This is a genomic window from Pirellulales bacterium (assembly GCA_019694455.1).
GTDB lineage: Bacteria > Planctomycetota > Planctomycetia > Pirellulales > JAEUIK01 > JAIBBY01.
Window position 1 is genome coordinate 1 of the sequence record JAIBBY010000068.1, and the last position, 22,570, is coordinate 22,570.

The following is a 22,570-nucleotide window of genomic DNA, read 5'->3' on the forward strand; positions in this document are numbered from 1 at the left end:
AGGCGCGGCGGCTGATGCGCCAGGTCGTGCTCGACCGTCGCCGACAGAAGCAGACGACAATCCTCATTTCGCACGCGTTGATCGAGGTCGAGGCGCTCTGCAACAAGATCGCGGTGCTGACCGGAGGGCGCTTGTGCTTTGTCGGCACGCCCAACGAACTGGCGAGGCCAACCAGCATGGAATGCGCGGACCCCTCGCCGATGTGGACGATCGAAGCGGCGCTAGAGCCATATTACGCGGGGAGCGCGCCATGAAAGCCAGCGACGCCGTACGAACCTTGCTCGCGCTAGCGCGAGACACCTTTCGCCAATCGCTGGCGCATGGCGTGTTTTGGCTGCTGCTGGGCGTCACCTCGCTCTGCGCGCTTTTGTGCCTGAGTGTTTCGATTGTCGGCGCGTCGTCGTTGGCGATCGTAGGCGAATCGCCCGATTTTCTCCCGGCCAACGATCCCGACGCCAAAGACGCCCAGCGGCTTGAATCGTCGGGCGTGCAGGTGGTGCGCGGCGAGTTCTGCCTGGGGTTTGGCGCGGTGCACATCCCGCTAGCGCGCGATGCCCGCGGCGCGGTGCATAGCCTCGAACTGATTCTGGCGGGCGGCGTGGCCGATACGCTAGGCGTGATGTTGGCGCTGATGTGGACCGCCGGCTTTCTGCCCGGATTTCTCGATGCGCGTTCGATCTCCGTGCTATTGGCCAAACCGCAGCCGCGCTGGGTGCTGCTGGCGGGCAAGTATCTAGGTGTGCTGGTGTTTGTGACGTTTCACGGCGTATTGTTTGTAGGAGTCACTTGGCTCGCACTGGGAGTGAAGACCGGTATCTGGGACGCCAATTACTTGCTGGCTGCGCCACTCTTTGTGCTGCACTTTGCGATCTTCTTCGGCTTGTCCGCGTTTCTGGCGGTGGTCAGTCGCAGCACTGTGGTCTGTGTGTTCGGGTCGATCGTGTTTTGGGCAGTGTGCTGGGGCATGAACTACGGCCGTCATGCGCTAGTGGTCGAGGCGCATCGCGACTCCAATTCGTTGTTCTCCGGCGGCCTATCGTGGATGGCCGAGGTCGGTTACTGGGTGCTGCCGAAACCGGCCGACCTGGGCGTGCTGCTTTACAACTCGCTAGATGCCGCCAGCGACTTTGCTCAGCCCGCGGCAATTACTGCGGTGATTGAGCAGGGGGGCTTTCATCCGCTCCTGTCGGTCGCCGCGTCGCTGGGCTTCACGCTGCTGCTTTTGTACTCCGCAATCAAGCAATTCGAGTTGACGGACTATTAGTTCGAATCGCGGATTCCACGAGCCGCAAGCTGCTCCACGAGTTGACGCCGTTGTTCATCGAGTGCTGTCATCTCACGTCCGCGATCCCTGGTGCCCGTCGACGAACGTGCAAGCAATCGTGCCGCCGCGACCCTTTGGGCGGATCTGTCTGTCGGCGCAAACCGCAGCGCGTTATTGACTGATTCGAGAGCGGCGCCGATTCTCCTGGAGCATATTCTCCAGCGCCTTTTCCAGCGCCTTGGTGCTGATGTTCTTGAGAGCGACCACGCGCACGGTTGGTTTCGAGGCGTTGGACTGCTCATCGAGCGTCGCCACGAGAGTTTCGATCTCGGACAACAGCGGCGGCGGCGCCGACACCACCAAGCTGTTGGTCGCCTGATCGACGCCAATCGTCATCTCCGGACCGGTGTTGGTGGCATTGATCTGCTGAATCAAGGCCGCCATTTCGCGCGGCATGCGTTGTGGCAGAGGCATCTGCCTCCGCGCGCCCCCGGCGGTAAGTTGCGTCTTGTAGATGTCTCGCAAAATTGCGGCGATTCGTTCGACGTCGGTGTTTTTGACCGGAATCAGCTTGGGCTTGGGACCGGCGCCTTGCGCCGTGGATTCCTCGGAATCGAGCGTTTCAATCAGACTTTCGATCATCCCCATGTCGTTGCGGTTGGCTTGCACAATGACGGCGTTCAAGCGCTGGTCGGGCACAACAGTGGCGTTGGAGAAACCACGAAAGCCGAAACCGCCCCCCGTAAGGACATTTTGCAACGTCTCGGCCACATTGATCGCATTGGCGCGCTTGAGATTGAAGATCGAAAATTCACGCCCGCCCGCGCCGCCGCGTTGCACGAACGATTTGAGCATCTGCTCGAATTGATCGAGGGCCTCGGGATCGTCGGACGAAATGGTGATGCTGTCGCCGGACGGCGCGATGACGATGGCCGGCGCCGCGGGCTTGTCTTGCGGCGGCGCCGCCGCTTCTTGTGCTGAAGGCGCTGGTTGATCGTCGGCCGGCGCACTGGCCTCGGCGGCGGATTCGTCTGCGGCGGGGCCACTGGTTTCCGTTTGCTCGCCGGTTGCTTCCGGCTCGGCGGCTGCGACCTGTTCACAGCCACCTCCCCCTTCGTCGCTGAGAGGCGCGTCTGGTTCGTGCGTTATGGGTTCGGCCGAGTCCGCTTCGCGCTGCAAGCGATCATTGCGCATCGTTGGCGCCAGCGCCGACGGGGTGACAACGCGAATCGGATTATCGCGCAGCTTAGGCCACACGCGCTCGATCTGAGTCAGCGCCGCCTTCAAACTACGCTCGCTGATCGGCAAGACGCGCATCCGCCGATCGCTGGTCGTCGAGGTCGTCGCCAACTGCGTCTCTCCCATCTTGGCCAGCAGTTGGCGAATCTGCGCCAATTGGTCCTTGTTGGCGCGGACCAGCAGTTGGTGACCATCGGGATCGATCTCGATGCGCGGCGCGCCCGCCCGGCCTCGGGATCGAGGGTCGCCAAAGAGTTCCTCAACGGAGGTTTGGGCCGTGTAGGGGTCGATCACCTCCAAGGCAAAGACCGCCACCTCCTGATCCTGCCCTTGTTGCATCTGCTCGATGACCGCCCTCACGCTGGCCTGCACCGCCGGACTTCCCCAGACAGTGACAAATCCGCCGCGTTCGTCGGGCACAATCTTCACCTGACGATCATTGGCGTACATAGCCTCCAGGGCGCGCGCCACGCTTTCGGGATCGGCCGCGCCGAGCGGATACACCTCCACCTGGCGATCGTCGACCTCATCGCCGGGGCCAGCAACGCGCTGGATGACTTCTTCAATTGACTGGTGCTGCGACGGCATGGCCCAGGCCGCCAGCTTGCCCGACTTGGAGTCGACGGCAAACCGCACCTCGGGGCGCTGCGCGAAGAGGTCGCGAAGCATGTCGAGCACATTGGCAGGATCGGCCGAATCGACAGAATAAACTCGTAGCTGCAAGTCGGCGAGTCCAGCGCCCGTTCCTTCCATTTGCTCGACCATGGCGGCGATCTGCTCGTGCTCGCTGGGCAGCGCAGTGGCAGCCAGGCTGCCGGTACGGGCATCGACCGCCAGATACGCGTACGGCACCAGTGATCGCAGCACGGAGAGAGCCGCGCTGGCGTCGCCATTCTTGAAGCGATACACCTTGGCGACCCGTTTGTTGGCCGACGCGTCGGTGGCATCGAGATGATCGACTGCTTCCTTCAGCGTGGCGTGTTGGTCGGCGCTGGCCCAAGCCATCACCGTGCCGGAGCGCGTGTCGGGGACATAGCGACCTTCGGGGACAGCGGCCTGCAGCAGCAACATCAGCGTTGCGGCGTCGGTATCTGCCGCTTGGTAGACGGCAACGTGGCGATCGCCAGTGGGCTTTGCCTTTTCCAGCCCTTCGACGGTGGCTTGGATCAGTTCGTGTTCGGTTGGCGAGGCCGTGGCCGCCAGGCTGCCAGTGCGCGCGTCAACCGCCAGATAGGCGTAGGGCACCAAGGGACGCAAAACGGCGAGCGCGGCATTGGCGTCTGAGTTTTCAAAGCGATACACCTTGGCGATGCGCTTGTTGAGCGCATCATCATTCGTGCCGATTTGTTGCACCGCTTTTTTCAGTGTGGCGTGTTGGTCGGTGCTGGCCCAAGCCATCACCGTGCCGGATCGCGTGTCGGGGACATAGCGACCTTCGGGGACAGCGGCCTGCAGCAGCAACATCAGCGTTGCGGCGTCGGTATCTGCCGCTTGATAGACGGCGACGTGGCGATCGCCAGTGGGCTTTGCCTTTTCCAGCCCTTCGACGGTGGCTTGGATCAGTTCGTGTTCGGTTGGCGAGGCCGTGGCCGCCAGGCTGCCAGTGCGCGCGTCAACCGCCAGATAGGCGTAGGGCACCAAGGGACGCAAAACGGCGAGCGCGGCATTGGCGTCTGAGTTTTCAAAGCGATACACCTTGGCGATGCGCTTGTTGAGCGCATCATCATTCGTGCCGATTTGTTGCACCGCCTCCTGCAATGTGGCGTGTTGGTCGGCGCTGGCCCAAGCCATCACTGTGCCGGAGCGCGTGTCGGGGACGTAGCGAGCTTCGGGGACGGCGGCCTGTAGCAGCAACATTAGGGTCGAAGCGTCCGTATCGGCCGCCTGATAGATGGCGACACGGCGATCGCCACCCGGCTCGACCGCGTCCAGGCCATCAACGGTGGCCTTGATCTTCGCGTGATCGGCGGCATTGGCCCAGGCGATGAGCGCGGTGTGCTTGGCGTCGGCCACTAGCCGCGCCTCGGGAACTAGCGCCCGCAAGTCAGCCAACAGCGTCGTCACGTCGGCTGTCTTGGGGCGGTAGATTTGCGCCACTAGCGCATGTGGATTGGCGTCGGCCGCGTCCAGCCCCTCGATGGTCTGGCGAATCTTGGCGTGATCTTGTTCGTTTGCCCAAACGACAAGCGACCCATTCTGGGGATCGCCGGCTAGCCGAGCATCGGGCGCCAAGACGCGCAGGTCGGCGAGCAGGGTGGCGATATTGGTTGACTTGGGATGGTAGACGACGGACTTCAATTCGCGTTCGGGCGACTCTTGCTTGCGCATGCTCTCGACGGTCGCCGCAATCGACTCGTGATCGGCCGGCTTGGCCCAGGCGATCAACTTCATGGCGGCGCGGTCGCCCGAGAAGCGCGCGGTCGGATAGACGCTGGCGAGCATCGAACTCAACTGCAACGGATCGGCGTCGTGTACTTCGTAGACGACAGCCTTCATCCGCTCGGCCTCCGGCGTGTTGGGCTGAGCTTGCTCAATCGCGCGGCGTACCACTTGTTGATCGCGCTTGGCGGCAAAGGCGACCAGGCTGCTGTTCTTCGAGTCGGAGACGACTTGCACTGTCGGCAACACGGTGCGGAGCACGCCAAGCACCGCGTCCGCGCTGGCCTCGCCCAGCGGATGGGACAACAGTTCCATCCGCTCGTCTTCCGGCAATTCCTGATCGAGCTGTTCGACCGTCTGGCGCACCTTGTCCTGGTCGGCGGGGCGAGCCCAGGCAATGATCTGTTTTGCCTTGGCGTCGCTGACGAACTTCACATCCGGGAGCAAGGTTTGCAGCACCGTCAGCACGCTAGTGAGATCGGCGGTGCGGATGCGGTAGCTGCGCACCTCCAACGCTTCGTCGGTGTCTGGCTCTTTGCTGACCTGCTCGATAATGTTGGAAACCAGTGCGTGTTGCTCCTCGGTGGCGAAGACGGTCAGGCCCTTGTCGGAACCGACGGGCACAACGCGCACGCCCGGCAGATCGGCGGCCAGCGCCGTGAGGGCCGCCTGGGCCCGTTTGCTTTGTTGCACCGTGAGCGGATAGCTTTTCAGCGTCGGCTTGGCCAGTGTGTTGGCTTCCAATTGCTCGATGGTGGCGCGGATCGCATTTTGATCGTCGGCGGTGGCCAGCGCCACTACGCTCTTGGTGGCGGTATCGACCGCCAGCCGCGCCTCGGGCAACATCTTCTGCAAGATCGCGAGCGCGGCGGAGGGATCGCTCTTGCGCATCGGATGCACTTCTAACTGGCGCTCGCCCGCGGCGGCCGCCGATTGGCCAAGCTTTTCGATGTTTTGAGCTATCGCTGCGTGCTGCTCGGGGGTGGCCCAGGCAATCAGTTCGCCAGAGTCGCGATCAAAGCGCAGCGTCGCGTCGGGAGCGACGACGCGTAATAGCGTGATCAGCTCGTCGCGATCCTCCTGTTTGACCGGATACTTCTCCAGGCGAGGCTTTTTGTCAGCCGCGGCGTCGGACCGAAGTTGCGTCAACACCGCCAGAATAGCGGTTTGCTTCTCCGGCGTGGTGTGCGCCATGAGCTGATCGACCTTGGCGTCGTGGACCAGCTTCACATCCGGAAACAACGCGGACAGAATATCGACGGTGGCCTTGGCGTCCAGACCCTCCAGCGGCAACACCGCCAGTTGCGGCTTCGGTGGCTCGGGCTTCGGCTCAGGCTTGGCGGGCCCCGGCATCGATTGGATCACCGCCTCGATCGGCTTCATCTTGCCCGCAGTGTCGGTCACCAGGACTTGCTTCGTTTTCGGCAACAAGGAAATCTGGCCATGTGTGCCGAGCAAGGGTTGAATTTCGGTCTTCACATCCTCTGGGTTGCGCTCGTCGATCGGAAAGACCACGCTCACCAGTTCGTACTTGCCGCGGCGCGCCGACTCGTCGAGCGTCACGCGCGGCACCAGGTCGATTGGCAGGCCATTTGCCAGATCGACCAGCATCAACATCCGCTCGCGGCGGAGCAGAGTGTAGCCTTTGCCAAGCAACACCCCATTCAACAGGTCGATCGCCTCCGGCACGGTGTACTCGCGCGTGTCGGAGTAGTTGAAGGTTCCGGGCGGCGGAGCGTCGAGCACCAACGAAAGGCCCGCTTGCTCCGCGAACCAGCTCAACACGTCGGCCCACGGCTGGTAGCGAAAGCTGAAGCGTAAGCGCAGTTTGTCGAGCGCGTCGACCGACGCCAGATGCTCGCGCTGGGCGGGGGAGAGAACTGTGGAGATTCGCTTTTCGGCGTCGACCAAGACGGCGGCGTGGTCGTCCGCCGGGGCCTGCGCTAGCGCGGCGTCGCGCTCGGCGATGATCTTCTTGACCGCCTCATTCTGCTCGGCGGTGAGTCCCAATTGGGCCTGCATCTGCGGATCGGCGAGGCGATCGAAAATGCCAGATGGTTTTGCTGTCGCCACTGGCGCCGGCTTAGGACTTGGCGCAGGTTGCGGCGCGGGTGGCTTGACCGGCGCGGCCTCTGGCTTGGGAGCGGGTTCGGACGCGGGAGCGGGTTCCACCTGGGGCGCGGCTTCGACCTTGGGAGCAGCCGGCTCGGCCGCAGCAGGAGGAGGAGTGTTTTCTTGAGCCGCCAGCGAATGGGGCAGTCCGCAGACCGCAAGCAGCAACAACCAAGAGAAAGCGCCGTTTCGCACGGGATCGCTCCAACGATGAGTTTTACGTGAGGCGGGAAAATGCGGGCGGGTGGATCGTCGGCGTCGGCTCACCAGCTAGTGTCCGTGCGCAGCGCCGCGACCATTACTATCGTAGTTGCCCGTAAAGTGGCCCGCCAGTTCGAGAATGTGCAGGCGTGGCAACCACTTAGGTCGCACGGCGCGGCGGCGGGACGGGGTTTCGGCCGACTCGCAAAGATTGCTATGCTGCGCCGCACAAGGGAAGGCGACCGCCGGGGCGACAGGACGACAATAGAACTTTTCATGACCGGAATCCGGAACTGGCTACCCGGATTGCGACGACTGGCCGACGCAATGTCAGATTCGTTCGCTTTGACCTAGCATTGCTCACGGATGGAGAGAAACCAATCCGACCGATCGCGCTGGTCGAATGCGGGGCATGCAAGGGCTTGAACCACACGGCTCCAGCCACCGAAGTTCCCTGACATAATACCGGCGCCTACCGGTGCGCCGGCGGAATGATTTCGTGCAATCCCTCACCCCACGGCTTGTACGGGATGTTCGGGTGCGTCTTCAGCTCCTCGAAGAACTCGATCAGGTACGGGTTGATGTAAACGCCGATCCAGCCGTTGTCCTGACCGGTGTAGCGGCCCGGTGAGGTTGTGAGCGCGCGCGTCGGGGCCGCGCCATTGAAGGCCATGTCGTACTGCTCACCCGGGTCCCACTGGAGGTTGTACACCGCAGGGAACTTCAGGAGCTGCTCGGGACCCATCCAGGTGTCCTTCGCCGTGAACAGCATCTTATACTGCTTCACGCGCATCCCGCCGAATGTCTGGCCGTTGAAATAGGCGAACATCTCGCGTCTACCCGGTCCCTTGCCCAGCAACGAATCAGACAAGTCGATGCCGTCGAAGATGATTGGTTTGCCGTCGTTGTCCTTCCATTGGTGCGGGGGCGGTGTGCCGCCCGCGAGCGTGACGAATGTCGGCCACCAGTCCAAATGGGAGAACATGTCGATGTTGACCGAGCCGGGCTTGATGTGCCCTGGCCACCAGGCAATCGCCGGCACGCGGAAGCCGCCTTCAAAGCTCGATCCCTTCGTCCCCCGAAACGGCGTATATCCTGCGTCCGGCCAAGCATCGACCCACGCGCCGTTGTCGGTCGTCCAAACCACCAGGGTATTCTTGTCGATGCCCAGGTCGCGGAGCGCTTGCACAACCTGCCCGGTGTTGTCGTCGAGTTCCATGAGGCTGTCGAGGTAGCCCCCACCGCCCGGCGACTTGCCCTTGAAACGGTCAGATGGATTGTTGGGATTGTGCAGCTTCAGAAAGTTCAAGTACATGAAGAATGGCTTGTCGTCCTTGGCGTGCGCCTTGAGCCAGTCGATGGCCTTGGCGCGCATGATGTCGTCGCCGGTTTTGAGATTCTCGTAGCCGAAGTTCTCGGTGGTAACCTTCGCCTTTTCGCCCGCTTTCCCCTCGAACTCCGAGAGCACGGCGAGCTTCTTCCACGTCCTCTGGAACTCCGGGTCGTTCTTGGGAAAATTGGGGTGTAGGTCCAGGTCCTCATAGGCATAGACGCCCGCGTAATAGGGCGTCATGTGATACATCTCGCCAAAACCGTTGGCGGTCGGGAAATTGGCGGGCTGGTCGCCCAGGTGCCACTTGCCCAGCTGCACGGTGGTATAGCCCTGTGCCTTGAGGGCCTGCGCGATCGTCGGCGTGACTTTGGTCAGCCCATTGGGATCGCCCGGCGCCATGACGCAAGAGAGCGAGGTTCGGATCGGGATGCGGCCAGTGATAAACGATGCGCGACCGGCGGTACAACTCGACTGGCCGTAGTAATTGACGAAGCGCATCCCCTCAGCGGCAATCCTGTCGAGATTGGGTGTCGGCGCGCCGCGCATCGCTCCACCGCCGTAGCAGCCCAAATCGCCCCAACCGACGTCATCGGTCATGATGACCACGATGTTGGGTTTGGACTGAGCTTCTACACGGCTTGGAAAGGAGACGAATAGAAATGTTAACACGAGCGCGAAGGATATCATGTCGCAGCGTTTCATGATGAGTTGCCGCTCCTAGATGGGATGATTCGGAGATCACGAATCGACGGATCTTCGATGGGTTACTGGTGGCCGGATTAGAACTCCCGTAAGTCCTTGGCACAGCGAGAGATCAGTATAGCGGAACCGTTCCGGTCGATATATAAGGACCATCTGTTGAACCGCATCGTCATCCACACAACGCTTGTCCCCACAATGAGAAAAGCCGTTCGACGCACTCGCCGAACGGCTCAAAATTGATAATGTCCGGGCGACAAGATTTGAGCCGACATGATGGACTTTCGTATTCAGCTCGACGTCTTTCGCGGACCGCTCGATTTGTTGCTGCATCTGGTCCGTAAGCACGAGGTGGAGATCACCGAAGTCTCGCTGGCGGGCATCACCGAGCAATATCTGCGCTATCTCGACGTGCTGCGCGAGTTGGATTTGAACACGGTGGGGGAATTTCTGGAGATTGCCAGCACGCTGATCGAGATCAAGTCGCGGATGGTGTTGCCGCGCGGGGGAGAAGAAGCGGAGCCGGTCGACGAACCGCGCCACGACCTGGTGCGCCAACTTCTGGAGTATCGCAAATACCGTGAAGCGGCCAGCATGCTCGAAGAGCGCGGCCGCGCCTGGCAGGAGCGCTTTCCGCGGCTGTCGAGCGATGCGCCGGCGGCGGGATCGGCCGGCGAGGCAGAACCGCTGCGCGACGCGGAGCTTTGGGATCTGGTCGCGGCGTTCAGCCGCGTGTTGCGCGAGAACGCCGGTCCGCCGCCGTCGAGCATCGTGTACGACGACACCCCGATTCACGTCTACATGGAACGGATTCAGCAGCGATTGCAGCGCGCCGGGCGCGTGCCCTTTTCGCAGTTGTTCACCGCGCAAATGCACAAGTCGCAATTGATCGGCGTCTTTCTGGCGGTGCTGGAATTGATGCGCCACCAGCGCGTTGTGGCCGAGCAACAGGAGCTATTTGGCGAAATCTGGATCATCGCCGCCGCCGGCGCCGAACGGCCGATCGACCACGCCGAAATCGACGAGTACGAGCATCGCGGACCTCCCCCGACTGACAGCGAGCCGCCGCCCGAATAAGCTGCTACTTGTCGCGCGGCCCCAACAGCGCCACGCTGGCGGTGAAGCCATGCAGAAAGTTTTTGCCGCCGACAGGGCCCATTTCTCCCTGGGCAAAGAAGCCAGCCAATGGCAACGCGCCAAAACTGTCGACCAACGCGCGAGCGTCGTGGTCGGCCGCGTCGAACAACCGCGTGCCGCGGCCGTTGCAGGTGAACAGCAGCGCGCCGAATTGGTGAGGGTCAATCTCCGGTTTTAAGTGTGCCGCCAGTTGTCTCAAGTCGTCGTCGGCGCTGGCCGCGTCGCGCAGATGAAACTGCACGGTTTGACCCGGCCGCACATAATCTCCAATCGCGATCACGCCGCGATCGGTGTCGGCGCCGATCACGTTGCGAATCAAAAAGTCGCCGCGGGCGAATTGATCCTGGTATTCGTTGATGACGCGACCCACATGCAGGCCGCCGCGCACCAGTTGCTGGTCCTCGGCGGTCAGCTCGCCGTAAACCGCGTGCAATTGCTCCATTGCCGGCCGCCCGCTCAGCTCAAAGATCAAGTTGCGCTCGGCCTTGGTGACGACAAAGTGTCGGCCGATCGGCCGGCAGCCTTGCGACACCAGCCCGCGCACTTGCACGGCGCCGTCGATCCACACCGCCACCGCCCCCTCGTCCAGCACGCGATTGCCGAGCAGCAACCGATTTTGTCCCGGCTGATGGCCGCCGCTGGCCATGCCGCCGAACACCGGCACGCGCGGCTGCTCTTGATTCAATCGCTCCAGCAGCAGATCAGCGGGAAAGCTGAACGGCTCGCCCAGCACGATCAGCGCGGAGGTTTGCGGCCACGGCTGCGGCAGTTCGTCGGGCCAGCCGAGCACCGTTGGCCCTTCGGCCGTCTGCTCGAACTCAAGGTGCATCGGCACAATGCTTGTCTCCGGCAAGCTGGCCAACCACAGCGCCACGGCGGGAGCTTCCTCGATCTCGCGGTCGCCCCCCACGATTGATTCGCCCGTGCAACCCAACAGTGCGGCGCCGCCGAGGCCGCGCTTCAAATCGGCGGCGAGTTGCTCCAGTTGGTCGGCGTGATGATGCGATACGAAGACCAGCGCCAGATGAGGCGCACCGCCCAGCCGCGCGAGCGCGGCGCCCAGCGCCTCGCGCGTGGCGGCGCCGGTGTCGGAAAGCGTGGAGAGCGCGGAAGCAAATCGCGTCATGTTTGCCGTCAATAAAAACGGACTCTCGACCGGCGCGCGGCGGAGAGCCCGAGATGGTTGCTGCCCGCGCACACCGTGTTGCGCGGTTCGCTGCGTGTTGAGCGGCGCAGAGCCAGTTAGGCCTTGAGCATGTTCTGCAACTTCATGACGTCGGCGATGTTGCCGGTCACCTTGATCTGGCCGAGCGTGAAGGCGGTCATCGGGTTGACTCGGCCTTCGACGATGCCGATCCAGGTGTCGTCAGAGGTGGTGATGGTGGCCGAGGCCTTGTCGGCTGCGCCATTCTTCACTTCGCAGGCGCCATCCTTGACATCGACCACGTAGTCGCCCCCTTTGGCGCCGGAGATGTTGAACTGGATCGTGGTGTTCCAGCCCGCGGCGTTGCTCGCGTTGAAACGGCTGGGAAGTTCCTCAAAGATTTGCTTGGTGTGTTCGATCGCCATGGGTGTCTGCTCTCCTGTGCGCCGCAGTGCGGGATAAGAAGTGTGTCATCCCGACGGCCAATGGCGGCCGGCTGGGAACGCTGAGTTTACCCTATGGGCGCTAGCGAAAACAATCGGCGGAATGGGACAACCCCCGAACCGGGGGAAGGGGCGCTGATCGGGCGAATTTTGACGGCGGACACCGACTTATGGCGTCCAGGCGAGGGCGCGGATTTCGCCAAATTCGCGGCGGAGTTTTTGCCAACTGGCGCCGCCGTCCGCCGAGTCGAAAACCTGACCACTGACGCTGTAGGCCAGCACCACTTTGGGCGCGGCCGAGTGCATGGCAAAGTTCCAGATGGTGCTATTGATCACGCCCGGCAAGGGGAGCGGAGTCCAGGTGGCGCCGCCATCGGTCGACCGCAGCGCGGCGCCGGCCGAGCCGGGCGGACCGTCGCCATTGCCAAGGTACAGCACACGCGGTTGGCCCGGTTGTTGCGCAATGCCGCGACAGTAGCGATGCGGAAACTGCGCGGTGACGTTTTGCGGTTGCCAGGTGGCGCCTTCGTCGTGGCTGTGGTTGATGTCGTTGTCGGTGCTGGCGACCAGTCGGCGGCGATGTCCATCTAGCGGAACAATGGCCAGTCCATGGATATCGAGCGACGACAGGCCGGCGCGGCGCTCGATCCAGGTCTGCCCGTCGTCTTGGCTGGTATAGATGCCGCCAATCTCGACACCGACCCACATCCGGCGCGCGTCGGCCGGGTCGAAGGCGACCGTGGTGACGCGATTGAACCGTACCGCGGGATTGACGCAGCGCTCGTCGACCGGAATCGGCAGTCGCTGCCAACAGCGTCCACCGTCGGCCGAGCGGAAGACGCGCGCGGGGCGAGCGCCCGCCAATAGCACCGCCGGATCATGCGGCGACAGGGCCAATGACCAGACGACCGTTTCGGCCAGTTCCCCGCCGCAGGCGGTCCAGGCGTCACCGGCGTCGGTGGAATAAAAGACCCCTTCGTTCGTGCCGAGCCACATGCGACCTTCGTCTGACGGATCGATGACAATGGCGCGCACATCGCACTCGGAGAGGATGCCGCCCTTGAGCCGCGTCCAGGACTCTCCCCGGTCGCGGCTGCGCCATAGTCCTTCGCCGACAGTGCCGACGTAAATGCTGCCGCCGGTTGTGGCGCCTAGATAAAGGTCATCATCGGCGGACAAATTCAGGCTCCCAATCCCTCAAACAATTGATTGACCGCAGGCTACCAAAGTGGTGGTCCAAAAAGCAAAGAGTTTGTGAGGAAACTATCGGCGGTATTGCCGCTGCATTGGAATTGCCAAAGCAACAGCGCCGCGCAACTCAAATCGCTCGCTGATCGAGTTGCACTACAAACGAAGAATTAGGGGAGTGAACTCCGAAAACTCCGATGACCGGTTTGATTTATGACGGCTGTAGTTATGTTGAAAGGTTGTGTGCATCAATGTCTTATGACATTTCGAATCGGGTGGCGGCGGGAGCGCGTTCTCGGAGTTTTCGGTAATGGCGCATTCGAGTTCTGAATTCAGCAAATTGAAGATTGAACGCGGGCGGGCGCTGCCGGCCGCACCCTTCTCGACCAGTTGTCGGCCGGGATGATGCGCGCTAGGTTCTGATGGTGGAGTACGACGCATGGTCGCAGCGGAGCAGCAGACATGAGCGTGCAGAGAATTGTGGTGCTAGGTGGCGGATTTGCCGGGCTATGGAGCGCCGCGGCGGCGGCTCGCCAATTGGACGCGCTGGGCCTGGGACCAGACGTGGTCGAGGTGACGCTGGTCAATCGCGATGCGTTTCATGGCATTCGGGTGCGCAACTATGAGGCCGCCTTCGCCGAGGCGCGCGTGCCGCTGGATGACGTGCTTCAGCCGATTGGCGTGCGCCGCGTGGAGGGCGAGGTCGCCGATATCCGGCTTGCCACGCGGACCGTGCTGGTGCGGACGGCCGGCGGCGTCAGCCAGTTGGCCTACGATCGGCTGATCTTTGCGCTCGGCAGCCAGTTAGTGCGGCCACCGATTCCGGGGCTGGCCGAGTCGGCCTTTGATGTCGACACCTATCGCGGCGCCGAACGACTCAACACGCACTTGCACTCGCTCCTCACGCAACCGGACTCGCCAAGCAAATATACGGCGCTGGTGATTGGCGCCGGGCTGACGGGGATCGAAACGGCGACCGAGTTGATCGACCGCTTGCGGACGATCGCGGCGCGAGACAAGTCGGGCGAGATGCCGCGGGTCATTCTGGCCGACCGCAATCGGCTGGTCGGTTCCGACATGGGAGATTCGGCGCGGCCGGTGATCGAGCAGGCGCTGGCCGCGTTGGGGGTCGAGATGCGACTGGGCATTGAAGTCGCAGCGGTCGATGCCGCTGGCGTGACGCTAAAGGGAGGCGAGAAGCTCGCGGCGGCCACCGTCGTCTGGTGCGCCGGGATGCGCGCCAATCCGCTCACGGAGCTATTTCCAGTGGAGCGCGATCGGTGGGGCCGGTTGCCGGTCGACGAGTCTCTTCGCGTGCGCGGCGTGCCGCATGTTTTTGCGGCGGGAGATTCGGCCAGCGTGATATTGGACGAGGGGCATGCATCGGTGATGTCGTGCCAGCACGGCCGACCGATGGGGCGTTTCGCCGGCCACAACGCGGTGTGCGACTTGCGCGGCGCGCCGCTGCTGCCGCTGGCGATCGATTGGTATGTCACCGTGCTCGATCTGGGCGCTTGGGGGGCGGTGTACACCGAGGGTTGGGAGCGGCGCGTAGTGGCGCAAGGCGCCCAAGCGAAGCGCGTCAAGCAAACGATCAATTGTCAGCGCATCTATCCGCCGCTGTCGCGCGATCGGCGCGCCATTCTGGACGCCGCGGCGCCAGTGGTAGAGCGCCCGCCGAGTTTCTGCGGTTAGCTGTCCCTCAAGTGTTCGCCGAGGCTGCGCTACGCGCCTGCGGCAAAAACCGCTAAAATGCTCGGTTAACAACAAGTTGCGAGCAGGAAGCGCACGATGCACAGTCGCTTGGTGGTGCTGGGAGGCGGTCCCGGCGGATATGCGGCCGCGTTTTTGGCGGCCGATCTTGGGATGGAAGTCACGCTGGTCGACGCCGACCGTCGGCTAGGCGGCACGTGTCTGTTGCGCGGCTGTATTCCATCAAAGGCCCTATTGCACGTTGCCCGCGTGATCGGCGAGGCGAGCGAATCCGCCGAATGGGGGGTGCGATTCGAGCGGCCAGCGATTGATGTCGACGCGCTACGCAGTCGCAAGGAAAAGGTGGTCGACACCCTATCGGGCGGCCTCAAACAGTTGGCCAAGCAGCGGCAGGTGCGGGTGATCGCGGCGCGCGGTGAATTCATTGATTCGCAAACTCTGGAGCTGACTCCAATCGGCGACGAACCGCTGGAAGAGCGTCGACTGACGTTCGATCATTGCGTGCTGGCGACCGGTTCCAGCCCGACGGTGATTCCGGCGTTCAACCTGAAATCCGCTCGCGTGATGGATTCTACCGGCGCGCTCGCGCTGGCGGAGATACCCGATTCGTTGCTCGTGGTGGGGGGCGGTTACATCGGCCTGGAGATGGGCACCGTGTATGCCGCGCTCGGCACGCAAGTGACGGTGGTGGAGTTGACCGGCGGACTATTGCCCGGCGCCGATCGCGACCTGGTGCGCCCCTTGGCGCAGCGAGTGGAAAAGCTGTTCGCGGCGATTCATCTGAACACCAAGGTGACGGCCATGACCGATCGTGGCGAGTCGATCGAGGTGACGCTGGAGACCAGCGAAGGCAAAACGAGCCAATCCTTTAGCCGCGTTTTGGTGTCGGTGGGGCGCAAGCCAAACACGCGCGATATCGGCCTGGAGAACACCGCGGTCGAATTGACCGAGCACGGGTTTGTGATCGTCGACAACCGCCAACGCACCAGCGACCCGCGCATTTTGGCCATTGGCGATGTGGCGGGCGAGCCGATGCTGGCGCACAAAGCGAGCCATGAGGGAAAGGTGGCGGTCGAGGCGTTGCATGGCGGCCCAGCGGTGTTCGAGCCGATGGCGATTCCGGCGGTGGTGTTCACCGATCCCGAAATTGCCTGGGCCGGACTGACCGAAGATCAGGCCAGACAACAAAAGCTCGACGTGAAGGTGATTCGCTACCCCTGGGGCGCCAGCGGACGCGCGCAATCGTTGCTGCGCACCGAAGGGCTTACCAAGCTGGTGGTCGATCCCGAAACCGAGCGCGTGCTGGGCGTGGGCATTGTGGGCGTCGGCGCTGGCGAATTGATTGCCGAAGGCGTGCTGGCAATTGAAATGGGCGCCACCGCGCGCGATCTGGCAGACAGCATTCATCCGCATCCCACATTGAGCGAGACCGTGGGTTTTGTGGCGGAGGCGTTTTATGGACTGGCCACCGAGATTTACCGACCCAAACGCGGCTAGCAGCCAGGCGCACGCGCGCTTGGCTTTACGGATCAGGCACATCGCTCGATAATTCACCAAGACAGCGAAAACACGCGTCGCGACACGATTCGACGGGCCGTCTTCCGCACACGACGGCTTGTCGCGAACCGCCTTACAAAAGGTTGACCCGTGAGCATCGACGAAGAAGTACGACCGAAAACGAGCGCGGAGCAGAGCGAGATCATCCGCAGCGGACACGACACCGACCCGGCGGAAACCGCCGAGTGGTTGGAGTCGTTGCAATTTGTGCTCGACGCCAAGGGCCCCGAGCGCGTCAGCTATCTCCTGTCGATGCTCGACGAGGTGGCGTATCGACAAGGGGTCGAGCTGCCATTCACCGCCAACACGCCCTACACCAACACCATTCCCCCTAGCCAGCAACCGATCTATCCGGGCAATCGCGAGATCGAGCGGCGGATCAAGAGCATCATTCGCTGGAACGCAATGGCGATGGTGGTGCGGGCGAATCGCATGAGCCCCGGCATCGGCGGGCATATTTCGACCTATGCCTCCGCCGCTACGCTGTTGGAAGTCGCCTTTAACCACTTCTTCCGTGGTCGCGGCAGCGATGGTTACGCGGGGGACCAAATCTATTTTCAGGGGCACGGGTCGCCGGGGATTTACGCCCGCGCGTTTCTGGAAGGACGCCTGAGCGAGGAGCAGCTAGAGAACTTCCGCCGCGAGCTGGCGCCGGGCGGCGGGTTGTCGTCGTATCCGCACCCCTATTTGATGCCGGGCTTTTGGCAGTTTCCCACGGTGTCGATGGGGCTGGGGCCGATCATGGCCATTTATCAGGCGCGGTTCAACAAGTATCTGCACGACCGCGGATTGAAGGACACCAGCGACGCCAAGGTGTGGGCGTTTTTAGGAGATGGCGAAACCGACGAGCCCGAGACGTTGGGCGCCATCACATTGGCCTCGCGCGAAAAACTCGACAATCTGATCTTTGTGATCAATTGCAATTTGCAGCGACTCGACGGCCCGGTGCGCGGCAACGGCAAGATCATCCAAGAGTTGGAAGCGTTGTTCCGCGGCGCCGGCTGGAACGTGATCAAGGTGATCTGGGGCGACGATTGGGATCCGTTGCTCGCGCGCGACAAGAACGGCATCCTCGTGCAGCGCATGGGGGAAGTGATCGACGGCGAATATCAAAAATACGTCGTCAGCAGCGGTGATTACATCCGCCAGCACTTCTTCGGCGTCGATCCGGCCCTCAAGGCGATGGTGGCGCCGTTGTCGAACGAAAAGATCAAAAAGATGCGCCGCGGCGGGCACGATCCCGAAAAGGTGTACGCCGCCTACAACCTGGCGATGGCCACGGTTGGCAAGCCCACCGTCATCCTGGCCAAGACGATCAAGGGCTACGGCTTGGGTGAAGTCGGAGAAGGGCGCAACGTCACGCATCAGCAAAAGAAGCTGAACGAAGACGAGTTGCGCGAATTTCGCACGCGGTTCGGCATCCCGATTTCCGACGAAGAGGTGGCCGGCGCGCCGTTCTATCGCCCGCCAGAAGATAGCCCCGAGATGCAGTATCTGCACGCGCGGCGCGAGTCGCTGGGCGGCTACGTGCCGAGCCGGCCCATCGAGTTCAAGCCGACAGAACTTCCCAAGCTGGAGGAATACAAGGAGTTCTTGGAGGCCAGTGGCGATCGCGATGCCTCGACCACGATGGCCTTTGTGCGGATGCTCGGCAAACTGCTCAAGGACAAGCGCATCGGCAAGTACATCGTGCCGATCGTGCCCGACGAGTCGCGCACGTTTGGCATGGAGGCGTTGTTCCGGCAGTTTGGCATCTACGCGGCGACGGGACAGTTGTACGAGCCGGTGGACAGCGACCAGTTGTTGTACTATCGCGAAGCCAAGGACGGCCAGATTCTGGAAGAAGGCATCACCGAGGCGGGCTCGATGTCGTCGTTCATCGCGGCGGGCAGCGCCTATGCGACGCACGGCATCAACATGATACCGTTCTTCATCTATTACTCGATGTTCGGCTTTCAAAGGATTGGCGATCTCATCTGGGCGGCCGGCGATCAGCGCACACGCGGCTTTATGCTCGGCGGCACCGCTGGGCGCACCACGCTCAATGGAGAAGGTTTGCAGCACGAAGACGGCCACAGTCCGTTCATCGCGATGGCGTTCCCGCATGTGCGCGTGTACGACCCCGCGTTTTCGTACGAGACGACGACCATCGTGTTCGATGGGCTGGAGGCAATGTACGGCCGCGGCGAGGACGTGATTTATTACATCACGCTGTACAACGAGAGCTACAAGATGCCCGAGATGCCCGCCGGCTCGCGGCGTGGAATTTTGGAAGGGCTGTATCGCTTTTCGTCGCGCGATGCCGGCAAGAAGAAGCCGCGCGTGCAGTTGTTTGGCAGCGGGGCGATCTTGCGCGAGGCGTTGCGAGCGCAGGAACTGCTGGCGACCAAGTTCGACGTGTCGAGCGACGTCTGGAGCGTGACCAGTTACAAGCAATTGCGAACCGGCGCCGAAGCCGCCACGCGCTGGAACTGGTTGCACCCCGGCGAAACGCCGCAGCGCAGCTACCTGGAAGAAACCTTGGCTGGCGTCGAGGGGCCGTTTATCGCGGCTAGCGATTATGTGAAGCAGGTGCCCGAGTCGATCGGCGCCTGGGTGCCGGGGGGCTTGCGCGCGCTAGGGACCGACGGCTTTGGCATGAGCGAAACGCGGTCGAACCTGCGGCGCTATTTCGAGGTCGACGCCGAGTCGATCACCGTGGCGGCGCTGCACGAGCTGGCGCTGCGCGGCAAGTACGACATGGCGGCGGTGGGCCGGGCGATCCGCGAGCTAGGCATCGATCCGGAGCAGGTCGACGCCGCCAAGCTGCGCAGCAGTCGCGAGGCGCCAGACCAGACGCCCGCGCCAAATCATTGAACCACTTTCTTCATTACTCGCAGAGTGAAAACTCATGGCTGAGCAATTTCGCTTGCCCGACCTGGGCGAGAACATCGAATCGGGTGACGTCGTCAGCTTGCTGGTCTCGGAGGGAGACCAGATCAAGGCCGGCCAGAACGTGATCGAAATCGAAACCGACAAGGCGACCGTCGAGGTGCCTTGCCCGCTCGCGGGGCGCGTGGCCAAGATTCTGGTCAAGCCGGGCGACACCGTGCCGGTGCATGGGGTCATCATGGAGGTCGATTCGGCCGGCGCCGCCGCGGCGCCACAGAGCAAGGCGCCAGCGCCTGCCAAGCCCGCCGCGAAACCGAGCAAGCCGCGCGTGGACGAGCCCCAAGTCGAGGACGTCGACGACGAGTCAGAATCCGCCGGCGGCAATGGCCATCATGCCACGCCGAAGCGCGCGGCGCCCAATCCGGCGGCGCAGCGCTCCAGCGCGCCGCCGCCGGCCGCCCGCGCGCCACGCCCCGCCGCGCCCAAAACGCCGGCGCCGAGCGCGCCGGCCGGCGCCAGCGAAGAAGATCCCCAGGCGAATCTGGTGCCCGCTTTGCCGGCCGGACCTTCAACGCGCCGGCTGGCCCGCGAGTTGGGCGTGGACCTGCGCGTGGTGACCGGCACTGGCCCCGAGGGACGCATTTTGCGCGAAGACGTCATTCGCGCGGTCCGCGAGGCCACCACCTCACCGACGCCCGCCAGCAAGCCGCGGCCGGGCAAGCGCCCTGGCGTGCCGGTGGCCGCGGTCGAAGATCAAGACTCGTTCGGCAATATTCGCCGCGAAAAGTTGACCAAGATTCGCAAGACGATAGCGGCCAACATGTCGCGCTCTTCGAACACCATTCCGCACGTCACCAACTTCGACGAGGCGGACATCACAGAACTCGACCAGATCCGCCGCGAGAGCATCCAGGATTATGTCGGCGCCAACATCAAGCTGACCATGATGCCGTTTGTGATGAAGGCGATCGCCCATGCGCTCAAGCTGCATCCCATGCTCAACGCGCAGCTCGACATGGAAGAAGAAGAGATCATCTACAAAGAATATGTGAACCTCGGCATCGCGGTCGACACCGATCGCGGGCTGGTGGTGCCGGTGATCCGCAATGTCGATCAACTGGGCATCCCGCAGATCGCGCAGGCGCTGCAGGTGGCGGCCGACAAGGCGCGGGCCAACCAGTTTTCGCTCGACGATCTGCGCGGCGGCTCGTTCACTATCAGCAACCTGGGGGCGGTCGGCGGCATCTACTCGACGCCGATCATCAACTGGCCCGAGTTGGCGGTGCTGCTGGTGGGACGGTCGCGCAAGATGCCGCTGGTGATCGACGGCGAGATCAAGGTGCGGCTGATGATGCCGCTGTCGCTGTCATACGACCATCGGCTGATCGATGGGGCGACGGCCGCGCGGTTTTTGAACGAGGTGATCGCCTTTTTGGCGGCGCCGGGCCGACTGCTGCTCGCGCCGGTGGGGCGATAAAGCGCAATATAGCGAGTGGCTCAGAGCAGGGAGCGAACGTGAACGATCCCAAGCCCCTACGCAACGACGCGCTGTGCCTCGAAGCGCTGCGGCGGATGACGCCCAGCCAGCGGCGGGCTAAGGCGTTGGAGCTGGTCGAGTTATCGCGCAAGCTGCTGAAAGCCGGGCAGCGGCGGCAGTTTCCACGTCATTCGGAAGCGGAACTGCATGCGGTGTATCTAAAGCGGTTGGCGGCAGCGCGCGACGACGTGCGCGGTTGATTCATTCGCGTCGAGTCGGCCTGGTGGTTCAGCGCCGCACGACGATTGATCGGAAGCGTGCCAAACTCATCATAGTCGATCCGCGGAGGCGGCAGCGCGAGTCGGCCAATCGATTGGCAAAGTTTTCTTGATTCTTGCGCTGACTGCCGCGAAAATCACTCCCGCTTCTCCACGACTCTGCTTCTCGGCAATTCGGTTCGGTCGCTGTCCCTCATGATTAGGTGCTCACAATGCAGGTGACTCAAACGCTGCGCCGCGCGCTGTTGCTCTATGGGGACCAGATCGCGGTGCTCGATGGCGAACTGCGGCAAACCTACGCCGAGTTTGGCGCGCGCGTGCAACGCTTGGCCGGCGCGCTGCGTGAACTGGGCGTTGGCGACGACGACAAGGTGGCCATTCTCGCGCTCAACAGCCACCGCTACCTGGAGTTGTTCTACGGCACGTTTTGGGCCGGCGGAGTGGTCGTGCCACTGAATATTCGGCTCGCCCCGCCAGAACTAGTGCATCAGATCAACGAGGCCGACGCCAAGGTGCTGGTGGTCGACGACACCTTTGCCATGATGTTGCCGGCGCTCAAGCCCAAGCTGCGGCCCGGCTGTCGCATGGTGCTGGCGGCCGATACGCCGGCCGTGGACGACCTGATCTCGTACGAAGCGCTGATCGCCGCCAGCCAGCCGGTGGAAGACGCCGGACGCGGTGGCGACGATGTGGCGGGCATCTTCTACACCGGTGGCACCACCGGCCGTGCCAAGGGGGTGATGCTGACGCACGACAACATCATGGCCAACGCGCAAAACGGCCTGATGGCCAATCGCTCGACGCATCGCGATGTCTATCTCCACTCCGCGCCCATGTTCCATTTGGCCGATTGCTCCGGCACCTTTGGGCTCACGCTCGTCGGCGCGCAGCACGCCTTCATTCCGTTCTTCGATCCGGGCAAGTTCCTGGAAGCGGTCGAGAAGTATCGCGTATCGCTGGGGCTGTTGATCCCGACCATGCTCAACATGGTGCTTCACCATCCCGACTTCGCCCAGCGCGACCTGAGCTCGCTGCGACTCATTTCGTACGGCGCGGCGCCGATTCCGCTGTCGTTGCTCAAGCAGGCGCTCAACTCGCTGCCGTGCGGATTCATTCAAGGATATGGCATGACCGAACTGTCTCCCTTGGTGGCGATGCTGCCGCCCGAGGAGCATGTGCAAGACGGCAGCGAGCGGCAGCTCAAGCGGTTGCGCTCGGCCGGTTACCCGATCTACACCGCCGAGGTCAAGGTGCTCGACGAAAACGACCAGGAGTTGCCGTATGGCGAAGTGGGCGAAATCTGCGCTCGCGGGCCGATGGTGATGAAGGGCTATTGGAAACAGCCCGAGGCGACCGAGCAGGCGCTGCGCAACGGTTGGATGCACACCGGCGACGCGGGCTACATGGACAGCGACGGCTTTCTTTATCTGGTCGATCGCACGAAAGACATGATCGTGAGCGGCGGCGAGAACATCTACTCGGTCGAGGTCGAGGCCGCGCTCTACGAGCATCCGTCGGTGCTGGAGGCCGCGGTA

General features: G+C 62.9%; 14 protein-coding genes. 9 read left to right on the forward strand and 5 right to left on the reverse strand.

Going from position 1 to position 22,570, the window contains the following annotated elements; translation table 11 throughout:
• A partial coding sequence (locus K1X71_19075) for a hypothetical protein (protein MBX7075249.1) occupies nucleotides 1-254 on the forward strand: 254 nt, incomplete at its 5' end.
• A complete protein-coding gene (locus K1X71_19080) occupies nucleotides 251-1,264 on the forward strand; it encodes an ABC transporter permease (GenBank protein ID MBX7075250.1) in 1,014 nt (337 codons plus the stop codon). The genes K1X71_19075 and K1X71_19080, both read left to right, overlap by 4 nt.
• A gap of 171 nt (nucleotides 1,265-1,435) precedes the next feature.
• On the opposite strand, the gene K1X71_19085 is transcribed toward K1X71_19080, so the two are convergent.
• Both K1X71_19085 and K1X71_19090 read right to left on the reverse strand, forming a co-directional pair.
• Complete coding sequence (locus K1X71_19085; protein MBX7075251.1) at nucleotides 1,436-7,189, reverse strand: hypothetical protein; 5,754 nt, start codon at nucleotides 7,187-7,189, stop codon at nucleotides 1,436-1,438.
• Between the two features lie 478 nt (nucleotides 7,190-7,667).
• Entirely contained in the window at nucleotides 7,668-9,230 is a 1,563-nt protein-coding gene (locus K1X71_19090) for an arylsulfatase (protein MBX7075252.1), read from the reverse strand.
• Nucleotides 9,231-9,500: 270 nt separating this feature from the next.
• On the opposite strand from K1X71_19090, the gene K1X71_19095 reads away from it, so the two are divergent.
• Complete coding sequence (locus K1X71_19095; protein MBX7075253.1) at nucleotides 9,501-10,304, forward strand: segregation/condensation protein A; 804 nt, start codon at nucleotides 9,501-9,503, stop codon at nucleotides 10,302-10,304.
• Between the two features lie 4 nt (nucleotides 10,305-10,308).
• Here the strand turns inward: K1X71_19095 and K1X71_19100 are convergent, their stop codons facing one another.
• From K1X71_19100 to K1X71_19110, 3 genes are all read right to left on the reverse strand, one after another.
• Nucleotides 10,309-11,490, reverse strand: coding sequence for an FIST C-terminal domain-containing protein (locus tag K1X71_19100; protein MBX7075254.1), 1,182 nt, complete (start codon nucleotides 11,488-11,490; stop codon nucleotides 10,309-10,311).
• Between the two features lie 116 nt (nucleotides 11,491-11,606).
• Nucleotides 11,607-11,933, reverse strand: coding sequence for an SCP2 sterol-binding domain-containing protein (locus K1X71_19105; protein ID MBX7075255.1), 327 nt, complete (start codon nucleotides 11,931-11,933; stop codon nucleotides 11,607-11,609).
• Nucleotides 11,934-12,119: 186 nt separating this feature from the next.
• On the reverse strand, nucleotides 12,120-13,130 hold the full coding sequence (locus tag K1X71_19110; protein ID MBX7075256.1) for a hypothetical protein: 1,011 nt from the start codon (nucleotides 13,128-13,130) through the stop codon (nucleotides 12,120-12,122).
• A gap of 471 nt (nucleotides 13,131-13,601) precedes the next feature.
• Here K1X71_19110 and K1X71_19115 point away from each other — a divergent pair, with 471 nt between their 5' ends.
• From K1X71_19115 to K1X71_19140, 6 genes are all read left to right on the forward strand, one after another.
• The gene (locus K1X71_19115; protein MBX7075257.1) at nucleotides 13,602-14,834 is read left to right on the forward strand and encodes an FAD-dependent oxidoreductase; all 1,233 of its coding nucleotides are present in this window, start codon (nucleotides 13,602-13,604) and stop codon (nucleotides 14,832-14,834) included.
• Between the two features lie 96 nt (nucleotides 14,835-14,930).
• Nucleotides 14,931-16,349, forward strand: a complete 1,419-nt coding sequence (gene lpdA, locus K1X71_19120) for a dihydrolipoyl dehydrogenase (protein ID MBX7075258.1) — start codon at nucleotides 14,931-14,933, stop codon at nucleotides 16,347-16,349.
• Between the two features lie 150 nt (nucleotides 16,350-16,499).
• Nucleotides 16,500-19,265 carry a pyruvate dehydrogenase (acetyl-transferring), homodimeric type gene (gene aceE / locus K1X71_19125; protein ID MBX7075259.1) on the forward strand — a complete coding sequence of 922 codons (2,766 nt, stop codon included), beginning with the start codon at nucleotides 16,500-16,502 and terminating at the stop codon, nucleotides 19,263-19,265.
• Between the two features lie 34 nt (nucleotides 19,266-19,299).
• Nucleotides 19,300-20,757 (forward strand): 2-oxo acid dehydrogenase subunit E2, encoded by a 1,458-nt coding sequence (locus K1X71_19130; protein ID MBX7075260.1) that lies wholly within the window; start codon nucleotides 19,300-19,302, stop codon nucleotides 20,755-20,757.
• Nucleotides 20,758-20,795: 38 nt separating this feature from the next.
• Entirely contained in the window at nucleotides 20,796-21,017 is a 222-nt protein-coding gene (locus K1X71_19135; GenBank protein ID MBX7075261.1) for a hypothetical protein, read from the forward strand.
• 230 nt (nucleotides 21,018-21,247) lie between these two features.
• On the forward strand, nucleotides 21,248-22,570 hold a 1,323-nt coding region (locus K1X71_19140; protein ID MBX7075262.1), incomplete at its 3' end, for an AMP-binding protein.